Origin of the sequence: Paracoccus sp. (in: a-proteobacteria), from assembly GCF_030536915.1 — a bacterium.
In the GTDB taxonomy this organism is placed as follows: Bacteria; Pseudomonadota; Alphaproteobacteria; order Rhodobacterales; family Rhodobacteraceae; genus Paracoccus.
In genome coordinates, this window is record NZ_JAUNPC010000056.1 from 1 (window position 1) to 17,398 (window position 17,398).

Consider the following 17,398-nt stretch of genomic DNA (forward strand, 5'->3'; position numbering starts at 1 on the left):
GGCTGGCCGAATCCATGCGGCGGCTGGCGCTTGCCCGCGCCGCGCAGGATGCCCGGAAACGGGCGATGTTTTCCCACGACCGAAAGGCCAATCCATGATCCCGACCCTCCGCAGCCTGATCTCGGCCGCAGCGCTTGCCGCGCTGGCGCTGCCCGTGGCGGCCCAGACGACCGCCCCCGCCGAGACCGCGCCGGCAGCCGAGGCGCAGGCTGCCCCGGCAATCCAGCCCGACATCTGGCAAGGCGCCGAGGATGCGCCGGTCGAGATGATCGAATACGCCAGCTTCACCTGCAGCCATTGCGCGGCCTTCCACACCGACGTCTATCCGCAGCTCAAGGCGGAATACATCGACACCGGCAAGGTCCGCTTCACCCAGCGCGATGTCTATTTCGACGAGCCGGGCCTGTGGGCCGGCATCCTCGCCCGCTGCGGCGGCGAGGAGAAGTTCTATCCCGTCGCCGGGATGCTGTTCGAAAAGCAGCGCGAATGGCTGGGCGCCAAGACCGGCGACGAACTGGCCGCGAACCTGCGCAAGATCGGCGCGATGGCGGGATATTCGAACGATCAGATGGATGCCTGCTGGCAGGACACGGCCAAGGTCGAAAGCCTGCTCGCGACCTTCCAGCAGAACGCGGTCGCCGACAAGATCGAGGGCACGCCGACCTTCATCATCGGCGGCGAGACCGTCCGCAACGCGCCCTGGGACCAGTTGAAGGCCGAGATCGAGGAAAAGCTGGCCGCCGCGAACTGAGGCAAGGGGCCGCTCCTCGGGGCGGCCCTAGCCTTTCGGAAAGATGCGATCCAGCGCCGCATCGAGCGGCGCGGGATCGTCGAAGGCCAGCCGCACCGGCAGGGTCAGCACCTTGGGCCGGAAGCTGCGCGGCAGCCGCGCGGCATCCTTTTCGGTCGTGACAAGCTGCGCGCCCAGCATCCGCGCCTCGGTTTCCAGCCGGGTGAGCATCTGGCGCGAGAAGGGCTGGTGATCGGCCAGCGCCTCGGCCCGCACGATCCGCGCGCCCAGGCTCTGCAGGGTGGTGAAGAACTTTTCGGGATGGCCGATGCCGGCAAAGGCAAGCGCGGGCAACCCCTCCCAATCCATCCCCGTCATCAGGGGTGAAAGCCGCCCCGTCAGGCGCGGCACCGGCAGGTCGGGCCAGCGGGCCGAGAAACTCTCCTGCGCGTCGGGTTCCCCGATCGTCAGCACCATGTCTGCGCGGGCAAGGCCCGCCGCCACCGGCTCGCGCAGCGGGCCTGCAGGAATGCAGCGCCCGTTGCCCCAGCCGCGCTGCGCGTCGACCACGACCAGCGCAAGGTCATGCTCCAGCGAAGGGTCCTGGAAGCCGTCGTCCAGCAGGATCGCCTGCGCCCCCGCCTCGACCGCCGCCTGCGCGCCCTTTATCCGGTCGCGGGCAACGAAGATCGGGGCAAAGGCCGACAGCAGCAGCGGCTCGTCCCCGACCGTTGCGGCGGAATGGCGCCGCTCATCGACGCGCAAGGGGCCGGTTTCCGAGCCGCCATGGCCCCGGCTGACCACATGCGCCCGGATGCCCCGCGCCGACAGCCGCTCGATCAGCGCGATCACCGTGGGCGTCTTGCCGGTTCCCCCGGCATTGAGATTGCCCGCGCAGATCACCGGCACGCCGATCCGCAGGCGCGGACCCTGCGCCAGCCGCCGCGCGGTGGCGCGGGCGTAAAGCGCGCCCAGCGGACCCAGCAGCCGGGCCGCCTTGGCAGGCGGACGGTTCCAGAAACCGGGCGCGGTCAGCATGATCCCTCCGGCACGTCCGACAGGACGGCCTCGGCGATGCGGCGGGTGATCTCGGCGCCGGCGGTCGCGACCTCCCACGCCTGCCGGGCGAGGCGGGCGGCGGCGTCGGGGGCGCTCAGATCCTCGATGGCGGCGGGCAGGGCGCCGGCCGAGTAAAGCCGCCGCGCCCCGCCGGCCCGGTCCAGTGCCTGCCACTCGGCAAGGTTCGCCGACAGATGCGGCCCGTGGACGATGGCGGAGCCCAGGCCCGCGGGCTCGAAGGGATGGCGTGCGCCCTCCGTCCCCCGCGTCAGCGTGCCCCCCATGCAGGTGACCGAGGCGAGCCGGTACCACAGCCCCAGTTCGGCGCTGTCCTCGGCCACCAGAACCTGGATGTCGGGATCGGGGTCCTGCGCCTCGCGCCGCGCGACGGTCAGGCCCCGCGCCCCGGCCGCATCGGCGATCGCGCCGGCATCCTCGGGCCGGGCGGGCGCGATGATCAGCAGCGCGCGGTGATGGTGGGACAGCAGTTGTTCCTGCGCGGCAAGGATATGGGACAGCTCGGCCAGCGGCAGGGCGGCGGCAAGCCACACATGGCGGTCCTGCAGCAGCGGGCGCAGGGCGGCAAGCTCGCGCATGTTGCAGGGCAGCGGCGGCAGGATCGGGGCGGCGCTGCCGATCACCTCGATCCGCTGCGGGGCGATGCCTTCGCGCAAGGCGGCGTCCCGCGCCGCGTCATCGGGCACGAGCACCCGGCTGAGCCGCGCCACCGGGTCCCGCCGCGCGCCCCGCCACACCCGGCGCGCCGCAAGCCCGGCCAACTGGCCCGGCCCCGCGATCAGCGTGACGGGAACGCCCACGTCGTCGCAGGCGGCGATCAGCGCCGGCGGCAGAAGGTCGTCCGTCAGGACCAGCGCGGCGGGCGAGGCCCTGCTGACCAGCATCCTGGCGGTGACCGGATCGGCGGGCGGTCCGGGCAGGACGCTGGGCACCGCGCGCCCGCCGCGTTCCACCGCCACCGGCCCCAGCGCACCCAGGCGGACTCCGGGCCGCCGGCGGCGCAGTTCCTGCGCGAGGTCGCGCCGGTCCGAGGCCCCCCCGCATATCAGGATCAGCGGGCCGTCGCCCGGCGGCAGCACCGGATCGGCAGGCGCATCCTCGGCCCGCCGCGCGCCCCGGATCTGCAGCCAGAAAGCCAGATCACCGATGCCGCCCACCCTGCGCCTATGTCAAAGCGGATTCGTCGGGGTCGTGCAGGCGGTGCAGATGGGCGATGAAATAGCGCGTCTGCGCCTGGTCCACCGTCCGCTGGGCCTGCGCCTTCCAGGCGGCATGGGCCGAGGCGAAATCCGGAAAGATCCCCACGACATGGATCGAGGCAGGGTCGCGGAACTCGTGCGAATCGGTCGACACAAGCGCGCCCCCGTAGACGAGATGCAGGCGTTGGGTCATCGGTCACCTTGCGGCTGATATCAGGTGCCCGGCAGATACCCCGCCCGCCCCCCGAGACCAAGGCGCAATATGAAGAATGCAAGTCTTTCGGTGTTTGCCAGGAATCGGTTCCTGTGCCATCGTCATCTCACGGGCCCCGTTGGTCCAGGTTGAGGTTGTTTTTCTGGTTTCGCGTGTGGTGGTTGAGGGCGCGCGGGGGATGTAGGGTCTCGGTCTTGCGACCGGGACCTTACGTTTTTCAGGCGGCAGGAACCAGCGTGGCGTCATCCGGGCCGCTTGAATCCCGCGCGCCAAGGGCCTAGCGGGAACCATCCGTCGCGGGCGTGGCGGAATGGTAGACGCATGGGACTTAAACTCCCTGGGGCGCAAGCCCGTGCGGGTTCGAGTCCCGCCGCCCGCACCACCGGCCATGGCAAACGATCGACTTTCGACAGTTTGCGTGCAGCCAGATGTCTTCATCCAGCGGAAAGATCATCCAGGCACATCAGATAGTTCGCCCCGAAGGGAAAAACTGTCTGGCGCCAGTCCGCCCAGTCGACAGCTACTGGCAACGGGAATGACCGCAGCTCGGGCAGGTCATGCAGCCCTCGATCATCCGCATCCCCGGCGTACCGCAGGCCGGGCAGGAGGGGCCGGCCGCCGTCGCGCCGCCTGCCTGGGGGTCCGCCTTCAGCCCCGTTCCTTCGCCCGGCAGGAAGCCGATGGCGATCATGTGGCGCTCGATCACGCCGCCGATCGCGGCCAGGATCGAGGGAACGTAGCGGCCCTCCATCCAGGCGCCGCCGCGGGGGTCGAAGACGGCCTTAAGTTCCTCGACCACGAAGCTCACGTCGCCGCCGCGGCGGAAGACGGCCGAGATCATCCGCGTCAGCGCCACGGTCCAGGCGTAATGCTCCATGTTCTTCGAGTTGATGAAGACCTCGAAGGGCCGCCGCCTGCCGCCGTCGTCGATGTCGATGTCGTTCACGGTGATGTAGATCGCGTGCTCGCTGCCGGGGAACTTCAGCTTGTAGGTCGCGCCCCCCAGCGCCACCGGGCGGTCCATCGGCTTGTCCAGCAACTCGGGCGCCGAAGGCTTCTCGACCGACAGGACCGAGCCCGTCACCTCGTTCGGGCGATAGGTGGTGCAGCCCTTGCAGCCTTGGTCCCAGGCGGCAAGGTAGACGTCCTTGAAGGCGTCGAAGGAGATGTCCTCGGGGCAGTTGATCGTCTTCGAGATGGAACTGTCCACCCATTCCTGCGCCGCCGCCTGCATGGCGACATGATCCAGCGGGCCAAGGGTCTGGGCGTCCGTGAACCAGTCAGGGAAGGGAGCCTCGCCCATGCGGTCGCGCCACAGTTGGGCGGCATAGTCCACGACCTCCTCTTCGGTGCGGGTGCCGTCCTTCTGCAAGACCTTGCGGGTGTAGCTGTGGGCGAAGACCGGCTCGATCCCGGAACTGACATTGCCGGCGTAAAGGCTGATCGTGCCGGTGGGGGCCACGCTGGTCAGCAGGGCATTGCGGATGCCGTGGACGCGGACGGCCTCGCGCACGTCGGCGTCCATCTTCTGCATGAAGCCGGAGGACAGGTAGCCCTCGGCGTCGAACAGCGGGAAGGCGCCCTTTTCCTTGGCCAGACCCACGCTCGCCAGGTAGGCCGCCCGCGCGATGCGGTGCATCCACTGGCGCGTGGCCTCGGCCGCCTCGGGCGCGCCATAACGCAGGCCGACCATCATCAGCGCGTCGGCAAGGCCCGTGACGCCCAACCCGATGCGGCGCTTGGCCTGCGCCTCGGCGGCCTGCTGCGGCAGGGGAAAGCGTGAGGCGTCCACGACATTGTCCATCATCCGCACGGCGGTCGTGACGAGTTCGTCCAGCGCATCGAGGTCCAGCGCGGCCTCGGGGCCGAAGGGGTCCTGAACCAGCCGCGACAGGTTGATCGAGCCGAGAAGGCAGGCGCCATAGGGCGGCAATGGCTGCTCGCCGCAGGGGTTCGTGGCCGAGATTTCCTCGACATAGCCGAGGTTGTTCATCCGGTTGATGCGGTCGATGAAGATCACGCCCGGCTCGGCATAGTCATAGGTCGCGCGCATGATCCGGTCCCAGAGGTCGCGAGCGCGGATGGTGCGGAAGACGCGGCCGCCGAAGACCAGCGGCCAGTCGGCATCGGCCTCTCGCGCCTCCATGAAGGCGTCCGTCACCAGCACCGACAGGTTGAACATCCGCAGCCGGGCCGAGTCCTGCTTGGCGGCGATGAAATCCTCAATGTCCGGGTGGTCGCAGCGCATCGTGGCCATCATGGCACCCCGGCGCGAGCCTGCCGACATGATCGTGCGGCACATCGCGTCCCAGACGTCCATGAAGCTCAGCGGCCCCGAGGCGTCGGCGGCGACACCCTTCACCTCGGCCCCCTTGGGGCGGATGGTGGAAAAGTCGTAGCCGATCCCGCCGCCCTGCTGCATGGTCAGCGCGGCTTCCTTGAGCGCGTCGAAGATGCCCGCCATGCTGTCGGGGATCGTGCCCATGACGAAGCAGTTGAACAACGTGACCCACCGCCCCGTGCCCGCGCCCGATACGATCCGGCCCGCGGGCAGGAAGCGGAAATCCTCCAGCGCGGCGTAGAAGCGGCCTTCCCATGCGGAGGGGTCTGCCTCGACCGAGGCGAGGTCGCGGGCCACGCGACGCCAGGTGTCCTCGACCGTTGCATCCAGCGGCGAGCCGTCACCGGCGCGCAGACGGTACTTCATGTCCCAGATCTGTTCGGCGATGGGGGCGGCGAAACGGTTCATCCGGGCGACCTGTCTGGCATGGAACATCAGTCTTCCGTCATGCCTCCCGCATCTGCCGACGGCAAGCGCCGAGGCGGCCCACAATCTTCTTGTATGAAGGTGACTGTTTCTGTCAGTTACAAACCTGCATGATTCTGATGGAGCTTGAAGATGCCCCGCGTCGTTCCCCTTGCCCTTCTTGCCGCCCTTGTCTCTGGCGGCATGGCGATCGCTTCTGTCCCCGGCGAATACGATACCGGGCCGGCGACCGCAGGCGTGGCCGCGCCGATCAACCTGGCCGCGCCGCGCGAGACGCCTGCCGGCGCCATGACCTATGAGATCTTCGAGGCCACGGTTGAGCATGGCGACATGCCCGAATGTCCCAAGGCGATGGCGCAGGAGGGGCGGTTCTGCCGCGTGGTGCTGCAGAACGACATGCTGCATGTCTTTGCCTTCGCCGAGGACGGCGACCAACCGATGGTCGCGGTGATGGAATACCCGCTGGACGCCGTCACCTTCCCGCAGTGAGGGTCAGCCGTCCTTGCGGTGCGCCTCGCGCAGCGCCCGGCGGTTGATCTTGCCGGTGGGCGTCCGGGGCAGGGCGTCGATGCGAATGAACTCGCGCGGCTGCTTGTAGCGGGCAAGGCCCGTCTCGGCCGCCGTGCGCATCGCCTCGGGCGCGGCCGGGCCGGTCCAGAAGGCGGCGATGATCGAGGCGCCCGGAACCGGCAGTTCGGTCACCGCCACGTCGCCCGCGCCGGGGACGGGAACAAGCACGTCCTCGACCTCGGCCGGGGCCACGCGGAAGCCGCCCGCGTTCATCATGTCGTCGGCACGGCCCAGGGTCGAGATCGCGCCGTCCTCGGACTGGATGGCAAGGTCGCCGGTCAGGAACCATTCGCCCTGGAATTTCGCGGCAGTCTCCTCGGGTTGCCCGAGGTAGCCCAAGAACAGGCCGGGGTCCGAGCGATGGAGCGCCAGCACCCCCGGCTGTCCGGCAGGCAGAGGTTCCCCCTCGTCCGACAGGATCGCCACCCGGCGGCCCGGTTGCGGATAACCCGCCGAGCCCTCGGGCGCAGGGCGGGCAGGCGAGCCCGACAGGAAGGTCGAGCATTCCGACATCCCCATCGCCTCGTGCAGGTCGGTGCCGGTGCGGTCGCGCCAGCCGCGGCGCAGTTCCGGGTCCAGCCGCTCGCCCGCCGTCAGGCCGTGGCGCAGGTCGGGCAGGGGCTGCCAGTCGGCGCGCAGCATCCGGCGGAAGACCCCCGGCGCGGCGGCGATGATGGTGGCGCCGTTGCGCCGCGCGATCAGCGGGATCTGCTCGATTGCGGTGCCCTCGGCGGGGATCAGGGCGGTGGCCCCGGCGGTCCAGGGGTCCATCAGTCCGGTGCCCAGCGTGAAGGTCCAGTTGAAGGCCCCTGCGTGCAGCAGCCGGTCCGAGGCTTGCAGCCCATACCAGCCCTCGAACATCATCTGCCGGGCCAGAATGGCGCGGTGGGCGTGCATGACGGCCCGCGGGCTGCCCGAGGTGCCCGAGGTATAGACGATATAGGCCAGCCCGTCGGCATCGCCCCGGTCGAACCCGGCCGGGGGCAGGGCGGCCATGGCGGCAAGCTCGGCGGCCGGAAGGACATCTGTCGCGCCATCCGGCAGGGCGACGTCCTCGCCCGCGATGACCAGCGCGGGCCGGATGTCGGCGGCCATCTTCGTGACCTCGCGCGCCGTCAGCATGGCCGAGGTCGGCACCGGGATCAGCCCCGCCGCGATGCAGGCGAGATAGGCGACAGGGAAGGCCGGCTCGTTCCCGATCCGCAGCAGCACGCGGTCGCCAGGGGCAAGGCCCCGGGCCAGCAGACCTGTCGCCGCGCCAAGGACCGCCGCGCGCAGGCGGGCATGGGACCAGCGGTCGGCCCCCGTGGCCGAGACCACCGCAAGCGCCAGCTTGTCGGGCGCGTCCAGCCCCGCCGCAAGCACATGTTCGGCCAGGTTGAAGTCTCGCGGCCCGCCGTCCTGCATGATGCGCCATCCTTTTCGTGACGCGGAAGGGGATGCGACGAGGGTGCCGGAAAAGCAAGACGGCCCGCGTTTCCGCAGGCCGTGGTCATGCTTTCGGGCAACAATGCCCGGAAGGATCAGAGCAGACGCAGGTCCGAAGCCGAGGCGCGGCCGTCGCGGCCCGACTGCAGTTCATACTGGATCTTCTGGTTGTCGTTCAGGCCCGTCAGCCCGGCACGCTCAACTGCGGAAATATGGACGAACACGTCCTTGCCACCGTCGTCGGGCGCGATGAAGCCGTAACCCTTGGTGGCATTGAACCATTTAACCGTGCCGGTCGCCATGACCATCTCTCCTTCAGTCCCCCGGCGGCTTCATTGCCGATCCGGGCCGTGCAGCCCTTTCGCAGTCCGGCTGCCCCGTGAAGGGACGCGGTAGAAAGTCATGCTCACGCGAAAACAGGATGAACAAATCACCTGCGAACGCAAGCACAGAATCGTGTTTGCAAGGCCGGGTTGTCACGACCTCGTGATCTCAATGACTTGCACGCGACGTCATGCTCGTATGTCGGGCGGAGTTGCCTCGCCCCGCAACTGTTCCAACGCCGATTCAAGCGACGTCGATTCGGAACCCTGCCGGTCGAGCCGCCGGATCGAGACGGTCCGCTCGGCCACTTCCTTCATGCCGAGGGCGATGATGACGGGCACCTTCTTCAGCGAATGCTCGCGGACCTTGTAGCTGATCTTCTCGTTGCGCGTGTCGGCTTCGGCCCGGATGCCCGCAGCAGTCAGCGCGGCCACAACCTCGCGCACATAGTCATCGGCGTCCGACACGATGGACGCCACGACGACCTGACGCGGCGCGAGCCACAGGGGCAGCTTGCCTGCGTAGTTCTCGATCAGCATCCCGATGAAACGCTCGAAGCTGCCCAGCACGGCGCGGTGCAGCATGACGGGGCGGTGCTTCTGCCCGTCCTCGCCGACATATTCCGCGTCCAGCCGTTCGGGCAGGTTCGGGTCCACCTGCAGCGTGCCGCATTGCCAGTCCCGGCCGATGGCGTCGGTCAGCACGAATTCCAGCTTGGGGCCGTAGAAGGCGCCCTCGCCGGGGAAGATCTCGTAGCTGTGGCCGGCGGAGATCACGGCATTGGCAAGCGCAGCCTCGGCATGGTCCCAGCTTTCGTCCGAGCCGATGCGCTTTTCGGGCCGGGTGGAGAGCTTGATGCGCCACTTGTCGAAGCCGAGGTCGCTGTAGATGCGCGACAGGAACTCGATGAAGCGGCGGGATTCCTGTTCGATCTGGGCTTCCGTGCAGAAGATATGCGCGTCGTCCTGGGTGAAGCCGCGCACCCGCATGATCCCGTGCAGCGCGCCCGAGGGCTCGTAGCGGTTGCAGGACCCGAACTCGGCCATCCGCAGCGGCAGGTCGCGGTAGGATTTCAGGCCGACGTTGAACACCTGCACATGGCAGGGGCAGTTCATGGGCTTGAGCGCGTTGACGGTCTTCTCGCGGGCATGGTCCTCGTCAACCTCGACGATGAACATGTTTTCCTGGTAGTTTTCCCAGTGGCCGGATTCTTCCCACAGCTTGCGGTTCACGACCTGCGGGGTGTTGACCTCGACATAGCCGCCCTTCCGCTGCTGGCGGCGCATGTAGTCCTGCAGGGTGACATAGATGTTCCAGCCGTTCGGGTGCCAGAAGACCTGGCCCGGCGCCTCCTCCTGCATGTGGAACAGGTCCATCTCGCGGCCGAGCTTGCGGTGGTCGCGCTTGGCGGCCTCCTCCAGCATGGTCATGTGGGCCTTGAGCTCGTCGCGGTTGCGGAAGGCCACGCCATAGATGCGCTGCAGCATCGGGCGGGTGCTGTCGCCCAGCCAGTAGGCGCCGGCGACATGCGTCAGCTTGAAGGCGTCGGCCGGAAGCTGGCCGGTGTGCTGCAGATGCGGGCCGCGGCAGAGGTCCTGCCAGTCGCCGTGCCAGTACATCCGCAGGTCCTCGCCCTCGGGGATGCGGTGGATCAGTTCGAGCTTGAAGGGCTCGCCCGCCGCCTCGTAATGGGCGATGGCGCGGTCGCGGTCCCAGACCTCGGTGCGGACGGGATCGCGGGCGGCGATGATCTGCTTCATCTTCGCCTCGATGGCGCCGAGGTCGTCGGGGGTGAAGGGTTCCTTGCGGTCGAAGTCGTAGAACCAGCCTTGGTCGCGGACCGGGCCGATGGTGACCTTCACGTCGGGCCAGAGTTCCTGCACCGCGCGGGCCATGACATGGGCGAGGTCGTGGCGGATCAGTTCCAGCGCGGGGGCTTGGTCCTTCATCGTGTTGATGGCGATGCTGCCGTCTTCCGTCAGCGGCCAGGAAAGGTCGATGTGGCGGCCGTCGAGGCTGGCGCTGATGGCGTTCTTCGCAAGGCTGGGCGCGATGGAGGCGGCGACCTGCGCGGCCGTCGTTCCCGCGGGATAGTCGCGGATGCTGCCATCGGGGAAGGTGAGGGAAATCTGGGACATCGTGTCCTCCCAATCGGTTTGGCGCCCACGGAACGCCCGGTTGCGGGTTATGTGGGGGCCGTGTGGCGCGGGCGGGCGGTGGTGTCAATGCGGCGCTTGGTGGTGCGGCCGAGCGGGGGGCTTCACGCGCCCATCCTCGTATACGACGATCCCGTGGGATATTCGGGCAAGAAAGAAGGAGTGGCGCGATGTTTCACCGGACCGCATCAGGGCGGCGGCTGGCGTATGAGCGGCTTGAGGGGCAGGGGCCGGGCGTCGTGTTCCTGCACGGGTTCAAGTCGGACATGGGCGGGACCAAGGCCATTGATCTGGAAGCCTGGTGCCGGGATCAGGGCCGCGCGATGCTGCGCTTTGACCTGTCGGGGCATGGAGGCAGCGAGGGACAGGTCGAGGAGTTCGGCGTCGGCGACTGGCTGGAGGATGCGCGCGACGTGATCGACACGCTGGCGCCGGGGCCGCAGATGCTGGTGGGGTCATCACTGGGCGGTTGGCTCGCGCTGCTGCTGGCGCGCGAGCAGCCGGAGCGCTGGGCGGGGCTGGTGACGATCGCCGCCGCGCCGGATTTCACGGCAAGGATGCAGGCGGAGTTCACCGATGCGGACCGGGTGGCGCTGGCGTCTGAGGGGCGGATCACCCGGCCCAGCGACTATGGCGAGGATTACGTCTTTTCGCGGCGGCTGTTCGATCAGGGAGGCCAGAACAGCATCTTCGGGCAGCCGCTGCGCCTGCCGATGCCGCTGCGCCTGCTGCAGGGGACGGCGGATGCGGATGTGCCCATGGATGACGCGCTGCGGCTGCTGTCCCATGCCGAGGGGCCGGACATCCGGCTGACGCTGGTCAAGGATGCCGACCACCGGTTCAGCGGGCCGCGCGAGTTGCGGATGGTCCGCGAGGCCGTGGCAGACGTGGCCGGCTGACATGCAGGCGCCCGGCCGAAGGGGCCGGGCGCAACATCAGGGTGAATGAGGTCAGAAGCTGACCTGGAAATGATCGCCCATGTCGGGCTTGGCGCCGGTGATCTTGGACTTGGCGATCTCGTAGAAGAAGCCGAGCCGGCCGGCGGTGGTCCAGACCTCGGCTTCGGACATGGTGAACTTGAGCAGCCGCACGTCCGGGTCGCGCTCGCCCCCCTCGAACCAGCTTGAGGCGACGGCGTTCCACACCTCGTCCAGCTTGGCCATGTCGTTCGACAGTTCCAGCCGGCCTTCGATGCGGGCGTAAAGCTGGCCGTCGCCGTCGCCGACCGCATGGACGGCCTTCTTCGCGCCGTCTTCCACGGCCTCGACCAGGTCGGTGCCGTCGGCGGTGATGAACCACAGCGTCGCGGTTTCCGGCTCGGGGTAGTGGGACATCGGCACCAGCCGCCAGTCGGGCTCGGCCCCCAGCATCCCGGCATTGATGCCTTCGAGGCGCTTCCAGAAGGTGTCGCGGTTGTCGGTCATGTATCCTCCTTTGCGCCCCGGATGGGCGCGGACAGTCGCAGGGGCAACACCCGCCGCGGGTCTGGGGTTCCGCGCAGGCAAAGGCCCCGCGCGCGGGTGCGGCGGGGCCTTGCGGGCAGCGGGAAGGACGACAGGTCAGACGGCGATGCGGCTGTCCTGCTCCTCGGGACCGGGGGTGCGGGTGTCGCCGGGGCCGGTCATGCCACGCAGGCGCTTGATCCGGTTCTTGTCGGGAGTCATGCCGTTCTCGTCCATGAAGTCCAGCACCATGGGGCGGATGTTGATCCGCCAGCTCTTGCCCGCGAAGATGCCGTAATGCCCGGCGCCGGGTTCCAGATGCTGGGCCTTCTTGCTGTCGGGAACGCCGGTGCAGAGCCTCAGCGCCGCGACGCACTGGCCGGGGCCCGAGATGTCGTCATTCGCGCCCTCGACAGTCATGACCGCCACATCCCTGATCTTGCCGATGTCCACCTGGCGGCCGCCGACGACAAAGCGGTTCTGGGCGATCTCTCCATTCTTGAAGATGCGCTCGACCGTGGACAGGTAGAACTCGGCGGTCATGTCCATCACCGCGAGATACTCGTCGTAGAACTTGTTGTGCTTGTCGCCGATCGAGCCCTCGCCCCGCGCCTCGGCGATGATCTTGTCGCGGAAGGCGGCGGCGTGGGTTTCGGCGTTCATGGCGATGAACGAGGTGAGCTGCGCGAGGCCGGGATAGACCATGCGGCCGACGCCCCGGTACTTGAAGCCGACCTGCTGGATGAAGGCATGGTCAAGCTGGGCCATCGTCACCCGGTTGCCGAAGTCGGTCACATCGGTCAGCGCCGCGTCGGGATCGACGGGGCCGCCGATCAGCGTCAGGCTGCGGGGCTGGGCCGCGGGCTCGTCCTCGGCCAGGATCGCGGTCGCGGCAAGGGCCAGCGGCGCGGGCTGGCAGACGGCGACCACGTGAAGATCCGGCCCGAGATGCTTCATGAAATCGACGATATAGCGGGTGTAATCCTCGACGTCGAACCTGCCTTCGCTGACCGGAATATCACGGGCATTCTGCCAATCCGTCACCCAGACGTCGCAATCGGGCAGCAACGAGGTCACGGTCGAACGCAGAAGGGTCGCGTAATGTCCCGACATGGGCGCAATCAGCAGGACGCGGCGGGCCATCGGCTCGCGCCGGGCGACGCGGAACTGCACAAGGTTGCCGAAGGGGCGGCGCACCACCGGCTCGACATAGACCAGGTGGTCCTGGCCCTCGGTGCCGGCGATCGGCGGGATCTCCCAGTCGGGCTTGATCACCATGCGGGCAAAGCTGCGTTCCGTCACGCGGCCCCAGGCGCTGAGCACCTTGAACATGGGCGTGGGAAGCATGGCGAACAGCGGATAGGAGGCCATGGCCCGCGCGGATGCCCCCATCCACTCATTAGTGTTGCGGAGCGTCTCCATGGTGTCATAGGACAACATGCCGCGCATACCCTTGTAGACCATCGGCCGGGACTCCTTAAAAGTTGTGCCGTAATGCCGGCTTTACGACTTACGTCAAGCAAGTCTTAATGCGAATCAGGCTAATGAGGATCCATCATCATGGCAATCAAACGGGAAGACGCCGCGTCGCGGCCCGGTAAAAAGACCAATGCCGTGGAGGTAGGTAAGCCGGAACAAGGGCTTGATGCTGCAATCGCAGAAGCCTTGGGCTCAAAGGTAGTTGCGGCAACTCAACAGGACGGGGTTCAGCTTGGCGAGCAGATCGAACCTGATCCGGTCTCTGCGCTGATGGCCGGTGATTCGCCCCCGCCCGCAGCCAAGGTGAAGCCGCCGCCCCGCAAGCGGACACGGCGGACAGCGGAAGCGGCGCCCGAACCGAAAGAGACATCCGCGCCCCGGCCAGAGGTCGCCCCTGCCGCAGAGGTCAGGGATGAAAAGCCCGCGGAAACCGTGGCCCCGGCACCCGGTCCCCGGGCTGACGACGAAGGCAGGACGCAGGATCAGGCCGCGGTCGAAAAGCCGGCGGACACTGCCGAACCCGTCACCGTCACTGACGAAGGGCTGCCCCCGCAGCCGGCAGCCGCCGAGCCGCCCCGTGCCGAGGCGCCGGCCCCGCAGTCCCCCGCACCGGCGCCCGATGCCGCGCCCCCGGCGCCCGCGAGCGTCTTCGGCAATCCGATGACCGCGCCCGGCCTGTCCGAGAAGCTGACCGAGAACATCGCCCGCATCGAGAACCTCAGCCAGCGCCTGCTGCGCGCCATGAGCAGCCGGCCCATGCGCCATCCCGGCGTCGAGGTGCCCGGCCCCGAGCTTTACGGCTCCGTCGCCCAGGCCTGGCTGAAGCTTGCCACCGAGCAGCCCGCGCGGCTGATCGAGCAGCAGGTCCGCTACTGGGGCGACACGCTGCGCCATGTGGCCGACGCGCAAAGCGCCTTTGTGCAGGGCTTGCAGGCGCCCGCCAGCGACGGGCCGGTGGACCGCCGGTTCAAGAACCCGCTGTGGCAGACCAACCCATTCTACAGCTTTGTCATGCGGCAGTATCAGATCAACGCCGAGGCGATACGCAAGGCCGCCGCGGATCTCGACCTTCAGGACGATGTCGAGCGGCGGCGCGTGGACTGGTTCACCCGGCAGATGATCGACATGCTGGCGCCCACCAACTTCCTGGCCACCAATCCCGACGCGCTGCTCAAGGCGCTTGAGACCGAGGGCGAAAGCCTCGTGCGCGGGCTTGAGAACCTGGTCCACGACATCGAGTCCAGCGGCGGAGAGATGATCGTCTCGCTGGCCGACCGCAGCGCCTTTCGCGTGGGCGAGAACATCGGCACCACGCCGGGCGAGGTCGTCCACCGCACCCGGATGTTCGAGCTGATCCAGTTCACGCCCACGACCGGACAGGTCCACAAGGCCCCGGTGATCGTGTTCCCGCCGTGGATCAACAAATACTACATCCTCGACCTCAAACCGCAGAACAGCATGCTGCGCTGGCTGGTCGAGCAGGGCCACACGGTTTTCGTCGTCTCATGGAAGAACCCCGACGCAAGCTTCGCGAACGTGGCCATGGACGACTATGTTTCGGCCTTTCTCGACGCGATCGGAGAGGTGCTGGAACTGACGGGCGAGCAGCAGTTGAACGCCGTCGGCTACTGCATCGGCGGCACGACCCTGTCCTCGACCCTGGGGGTGATGAAGCAGCGCGGCGACGACCGGGTGAAATCGGCCACCTTCTTCACCACGCTGACCGATTTCTCGGACCAGGGCGAGTTCACCACCTTCCTGCAGGACGATTTCGTCGGCGGGATCGAGGACGAGGTGGCGCGCACCGGCTATCTCTCGGCCAAGCTGATGCAGCGGACCTTCAGCTTCCTGCGCGCCAACGACCTGATCTGGGGCCCCGCCATCCGCAGCTACATGCTGGGCGAGACGCCGCCGGCCTTCGACCTGCTTTACTGGAACGGCGACGGCACGAACCTGCCCGGACGGATGGTCACGCAATATCTGCGCGAACTCTGCCAGAAGAACGCGCTGGCAGAGGACGGGTTCGAGGTCCTGGGCCATCGGGTCAGCCTGTCCGACGTGACCGTGCCGCTTTGCGGCATCGCCTGCGAGGGCGACCACATCGCCCCCTGGCTGCACAGCTGGAAGGGGATCGCGCAGATGGGATCACCCGACCGGACCTTCATCCTGTCGGAATCGGGCCATATCGCGGGGATCATCAACCCGCCCGGCAAGGTGAAATACGGCCACTACCTGTCGCACGCCGGCTTCGACGGCACCGCCGAGGAATGGCGCGAGCATGCGAGCTACACCCCCGGTTCCTGGTGGAACCATTGGGGCGAATGGCTGGGCGGTCATGCGGGTCCGATGGTCCCGGCCCGCAGCCCGCAGCTTTCGCTGGCACCCGCGCCCGGCACCTATGTGCACGAGGCCGCCTGAGGGCGGAAGGAATGTGGGGGCAGGGGGCTTCGTGCCCTTCTGCCCCGCGCTTTCCCCCGCCTTGGGCGAGGGGAACCTGCAAGCGGCGAAATTTTGCTGCACCGCAGCATAAGCCGCTTGAAATGCTGCGGTGCAGCAACTATTCTATAGTCACTTCCAGCGAACACGACCCGTAACCGCATCCAGGAGAGATCCGATGGCCAAGACCCCCGACTTCACCAAGACCTTCCAGGACATGATGGCGAACTTCCCCGTCGACACCTCGTCGATGTCGGAAGCCTTCAAGACCCAGGCTCAACTGAGCGAGCGGATGACCCGCGTGGCCCTGCAGGCTGCCGAGCGTTCGACCGAGATCTCGGCCGCCTGGGCCAAGGACACCCTGTCGCGCATGGGTGAGCTGACCACCTCGAAAGAGCAGCCTTCGGACTATGCCAAGGCGATGTCCGACTTTGCCTCGGCCGCTGCCGAACTGGCCGCCGAGCACATGGCCGCCTATGCCGAGGTCGCCAAGAAGGTCCAGATGGACACCGTCGACCTGCTGCTGAACGCCGGCAAGGAAGTCCAGGCCGATGCGCAGCGCATGGCCCAGACCGCGACCTCGAACATGCAGAACGTCGCCCGCCAGGCGCAGGATGCGGCCACTAGCTCGGTGAACACCGCTCTCAACAAGGACAAGGCCTGAGCCTTTCCCCGGGGACGCGCCGCCGACCGGCGCGTTTCCCCACCGGCATGACCCCCAAGGCGTGCGCCGTGACCGGCGCGCGTTTTTTCTTTTGCAATCGCAGGACTGGCATCCCATCATCGCTGCAGATGCATCCAGAGCGAAGTGCCCATGCCCGCCCAAGCCGCCAAGTCGAAGCCTGAGCCGCTGCTGATCAAGCGCTATGCCAGCCGGCGGCTGTATAACACCGAAACCAGCGACTACATCACGCTGGACGAGATCGCGCAGGTGATCCGCGACGGCCGCGAGGTGCGGATCGTCGACCTGCGCTCGGGCGACGACCTGACGCGCCAGTATCTTCTGCAGATCATCGCCGAGCATGAAAGCCGGGGCGAGAACGTGCTGCCGGTCGATCTGCTGACCGACCTTGTCCGCAGCTACACCGCCCAGGCGCAATCGGTGGTGCCGCAGTTCCTTGCCGTCAGCTTCGAGATGCTGCGCCACGGCCAGTCCAAGATGATGGAGCAACTGGCGACGCTGCAGCATCCCATGGCCTCGATGCCGGGCTTTTCCGAGATGCAGCGTCAGCAGCAATTGTTCCTGAAGGCCATGATGGGCGGCTGGACCGGCAATACGAGCGGCCCGTCCCGCGAGGATGACGAGGATGAGGTCCTGCCCGTCCCTGCCCCTGCCGCCCGCCAGGTCCGGGGCAAGCCCCGCCCCTCCGGCCCATCGTCCGAAGGCGAGGCCGAGGACATCCGCCGCCAGCTGGCCGAATTGCAGGCGCGGATCTCCAAGCTCTGACTTGCAGCGGGCTTGAGGCCGGGCTAAAGCCCTTCCCACGGACGGTTGGCCGAGTGGTCGAAGGCGCACGCCTGGAAAGTGTGTAGGCGGGGAACCGTCTCGAGGGTTCGAATCCCTCACCGTCCGCCA

General features: G+C 67.8%; 15 protein-coding genes and 2 tRNA genes. 8 read left to right on the plus strand and 9 right to left on the minus strand.

The annotated features are described in order from the left end of the window. Positions 1-94 precede the first annotated feature (94 nt). Positions 95-751 (plus strand): DsbA family protein, encoded by a 657-nt coding sequence (locus Q4F04_RS10325; protein ID WP_303369747.1) that lies wholly within the window; start codon positions 95-97, stop codon positions 749-751. Between the two features lie 27 nt (positions 752-778). On the opposite strand, the gene lpxK is transcribed toward Q4F04_RS10325, so the two are convergent. The 3 genes from lpxK to Q4F04_RS10340 are packed head-to-tail and all read right to left on the minus strand — an operon-like array spanning position 779 to position 3,199. Beyond that, complete coding sequence (gene lpxK, locus Q4F04_RS10330) at positions 779-1,768, minus strand: tetraacyldisaccharide 4'-kinase (protein ID WP_303369748.1); 990 nt, start codon at positions 1,766-1,768, stop codon at positions 779-781. After that, a complete protein-coding gene (locus Q4F04_RS10335; protein WP_303369749.1) occupies positions 1,762-2,964 on the minus strand; it encodes a 3-deoxy-D-manno-octulosonic acid transferase in 1,203 nt (400 codons plus the stop codon). Before Q4F04_RS10335 ends, lpxK begins: the two co-directional genes overlap by 7 nt. 7 nt (positions 2,965-2,971) lie before the next feature. Then, positions 2,972-3,199 carry a DUF4170 domain-containing protein gene (locus Q4F04_RS10340; protein WP_303369750.1) on the minus strand — a complete coding sequence of 76 codons (228 nt, stop codon included), beginning with the start codon at positions 3,197-3,199 and terminating at the stop codon, positions 2,972-2,974. 317 nt (positions 3,200-3,516) lie between these two features. Between Q4F04_RS10340 and Q4F04_RS10345 the strand changes: the two genes are divergently transcribed. Continuing rightward, positions 3,517-3,602: transfer RNA gene (locus Q4F04_RS10345), tRNA-Leu, on the plus strand. Between the two features lie 138 nt (positions 3,603-3,740). Here Q4F04_RS10345 and Q4F04_RS10350 read toward each other — a convergent pair. Continuing rightward, positions 3,741-5,969, minus strand: a complete 2,229-nt coding sequence (locus Q4F04_RS10350; protein ID WP_303369758.1) for an adenosylcobalamin-dependent ribonucleoside-diphosphate reductase — start codon at positions 5,967-5,969, stop codon at positions 3,741-3,743. Between the two features lie 150 nt (positions 5,970-6,119). Here Q4F04_RS10350 and Q4F04_RS10355 point away from each other — a divergent pair, with 150 nt between their 5' ends. Next, entirely contained in the window at positions 6,120-6,476 is a 357-nt protein-coding gene (locus Q4F04_RS10355; protein WP_303369751.1) for a hypothetical protein, read from the plus strand. A gap of 3 nt (positions 6,477-6,479) precedes the next feature. Here the strand turns inward: Q4F04_RS10355 and Q4F04_RS10360 are convergent, their stop codons facing one another. The 3 genes from Q4F04_RS10360 to thrS form a co-directional block, all read right to left on the minus strand. Continuing rightward, positions 6,480-7,964, minus strand: coding sequence for a class I adenylate-forming enzyme family protein (locus tag Q4F04_RS10360; RefSeq protein ID WP_303369752.1), 1,485 nt, complete (start codon positions 7,962-7,964; stop codon positions 6,480-6,482). Between the two features lie 116 nt (positions 7,965-8,080). Continuing rightward, positions 8,081-8,287, minus strand: coding sequence for a cold-shock protein (locus Q4F04_RS10365; RefSeq protein ID WP_085376448.1), 207 nt, complete (start codon positions 8,285-8,287; stop codon positions 8,081-8,083). 210 nt (positions 8,288-8,497) lie between these two features. Further along, positions 8,498-10,447 carry a threonine--tRNA ligase gene (gene thrS, locus Q4F04_RS10370; protein ID WP_303369753.1) on the minus strand — a complete coding sequence of 650 codons (1,950 nt, stop codon included), beginning with the start codon at positions 10,445-10,447 and terminating at the stop codon, positions 8,498-8,500. A gap of 188 nt (positions 10,448-10,635) precedes the next feature. Here thrS and Q4F04_RS10375 point away from each other — a divergent pair, with 188 nt between their 5' ends. Then, positions 10,636-11,364: an alpha/beta fold hydrolase gene (locus tag Q4F04_RS10375; protein ID WP_303369754.1), complete on the plus strand. Its 729-nt coding sequence runs from the start codon at positions 10,636-10,638 to the stop codon at positions 11,362-11,364. A 51-nt stretch (positions 11,365-11,415) separates the two neighbouring features. On the opposite strand, the gene Q4F04_RS10380 is transcribed toward Q4F04_RS10375, so the two are convergent. Both Q4F04_RS10380 and phaZ read right to left on the minus strand, forming a co-directional pair. Further along, positions 11,416-11,889, minus strand: coding sequence for a pyridoxamine 5'-phosphate oxidase family protein (locus Q4F04_RS10380; protein WP_303369755.1), 474 nt, complete (start codon positions 11,887-11,889; stop codon positions 11,416-11,418). Positions 11,890-12,024: 135 nt separating this feature from the next. Next, positions 12,025-13,356 carry a polyhydroxyalkanoate depolymerase gene (phaZ, locus tag Q4F04_RS10385; RefSeq protein ID WP_303369759.1) on the minus strand — a complete coding sequence of 444 codons (1,332 nt, stop codon included), beginning with the start codon at positions 13,354-13,356 and terminating at the stop codon, positions 12,025-12,027. A gap of 462 nt (positions 13,357-13,818) precedes the next feature. On the opposite strand from phaZ, the gene phaC reads away from it, so the two are divergent. The 4 genes from phaC (at position 13,819) to Q4F04_RS10405 (ending at position 17,398) form a co-directional block, all read left to right on the plus strand. Beyond that, positions 13,819-15,804 carry a class I poly(R)-hydroxyalkanoic acid synthase gene (phaC, locus tag Q4F04_RS10390; RefSeq protein ID WP_368660715.1) on the plus strand — a complete coding sequence of 662 codons (1,986 nt, stop codon included), beginning with the start codon at positions 13,819-13,821 and terminating at the stop codon, positions 15,802-15,804. A 196-nt stretch (positions 15,805-16,000) separates the two neighbouring features. Further along, positions 16,001-16,486 carry a Phasin gene (locus Q4F04_RS10395; protein WP_303369756.1) on the plus strand — a complete coding sequence of 162 codons (486 nt, stop codon included), beginning with the start codon at positions 16,001-16,003 and terminating at the stop codon, positions 16,484-16,486. A 150-nt stretch (positions 16,487-16,636) separates the two neighbouring features. Then, the gene (gene phaR, locus Q4F04_RS10400) at positions 16,637-17,269 is read left to right on the plus strand and encodes a polyhydroxyalkanoate synthesis repressor PhaR (RefSeq protein WP_303369757.1); all 633 of its coding nucleotides are present in this window, start codon (positions 16,637-16,639) and stop codon (positions 17,267-17,269) included. Between the two features lie 39 nt (positions 17,270-17,308). After that, positions 17,309-17,398: transfer RNA gene (locus Q4F04_RS10405), tRNA-Ser, on the plus strand.

Excerpts from the sequence above, each read along its gene's own strand:
- Q4F04_RS10375 (WP_303369754.1), top strand. The coding sequence starts at position 10,636 with ATGTTTCACCGGACCGCATCAGGGCGGCGGCTGGCGTATGAGCGGCTT.
- Q4F04_RS10365 (WP_085376448.1), bottom strand. The coding sequence starts at position 8,287 with ATGGCGACCGGCACGGTTAAATGGTTCAATGCCACCAAGGGTTACGGC.
- lpxK (WP_303369748.1), bottom strand. The coding sequence starts at position 1,768 with ATGCTGACCGCGCCCGGTTTCTGGAACCGTCCGCCTGCCAAGGCGGCC.
- Q4F04_RS10350 (WP_303369758.1), bottom strand. The coding sequence starts at position 5,969 with ATGAACCGTTTCGCCGCCCCCATCGCCGAACAGATCTGGGACATGAAG.
- Q4F04_RS10395 (WP_303369756.1), top strand. The coding sequence starts at position 16,001 with ATGGCCAAGACCCCCGACTTCACCAAGACCTTCCAGGACATGATGGCG.
- phaR (WP_303369757.1), top strand. The coding sequence starts at position 16,637 with ATGCCCGCCCAAGCCGCCAAGTCGAAGCCTGAGCCGCTGCTGATCAAG.
- phaZ (WP_303369759.1), bottom strand. The coding sequence starts at position 13,356 with ATGCGCGGCATGTTGTCCTATGACACCATGGAGACGCTCCGCAACACT.
- Q4F04_RS10360 (WP_303369752.1), bottom strand. The coding sequence starts at position 7,964 with ATGCAGGACGGCGGGCCGCGAGACTTCAACCTGGCCGAACATGTGCTT.
- Q4F04_RS10380 (WP_303369755.1), bottom strand. The coding sequence starts at position 11,889 with ATGACCGACAACCGCGACACCTTCTGGAAGCGCCTCGAAGGCATCAAT.
- Q4F04_RS10340 (WP_303369750.1), bottom strand. The coding sequence starts at position 3,199 with ATGACCCAACGCCTGCATCTCGTCTACGGGGGCGCGCTTGTGTCGACC.
- Q4F04_RS10325 (WP_303369747.1), top strand. The coding sequence starts at position 95 with ATGATCCCGACCCTCCGCAGCCTGATCTCGGCCGCAGCGCTTGCCGCG.
- Q4F04_RS10355 (WP_303369751.1), top strand. The coding sequence starts at position 6,120 with ATGCCCCGCGTCGTTCCCCTTGCCCTTCTTGCCGCCCTTGTCTCTGGC.
- thrS (WP_303369753.1), bottom strand. The coding sequence starts at position 10,447 with ATGTCCCAGATTTCCCTCACCTTCCCCGATGGCAGCATCCGCGACTAT.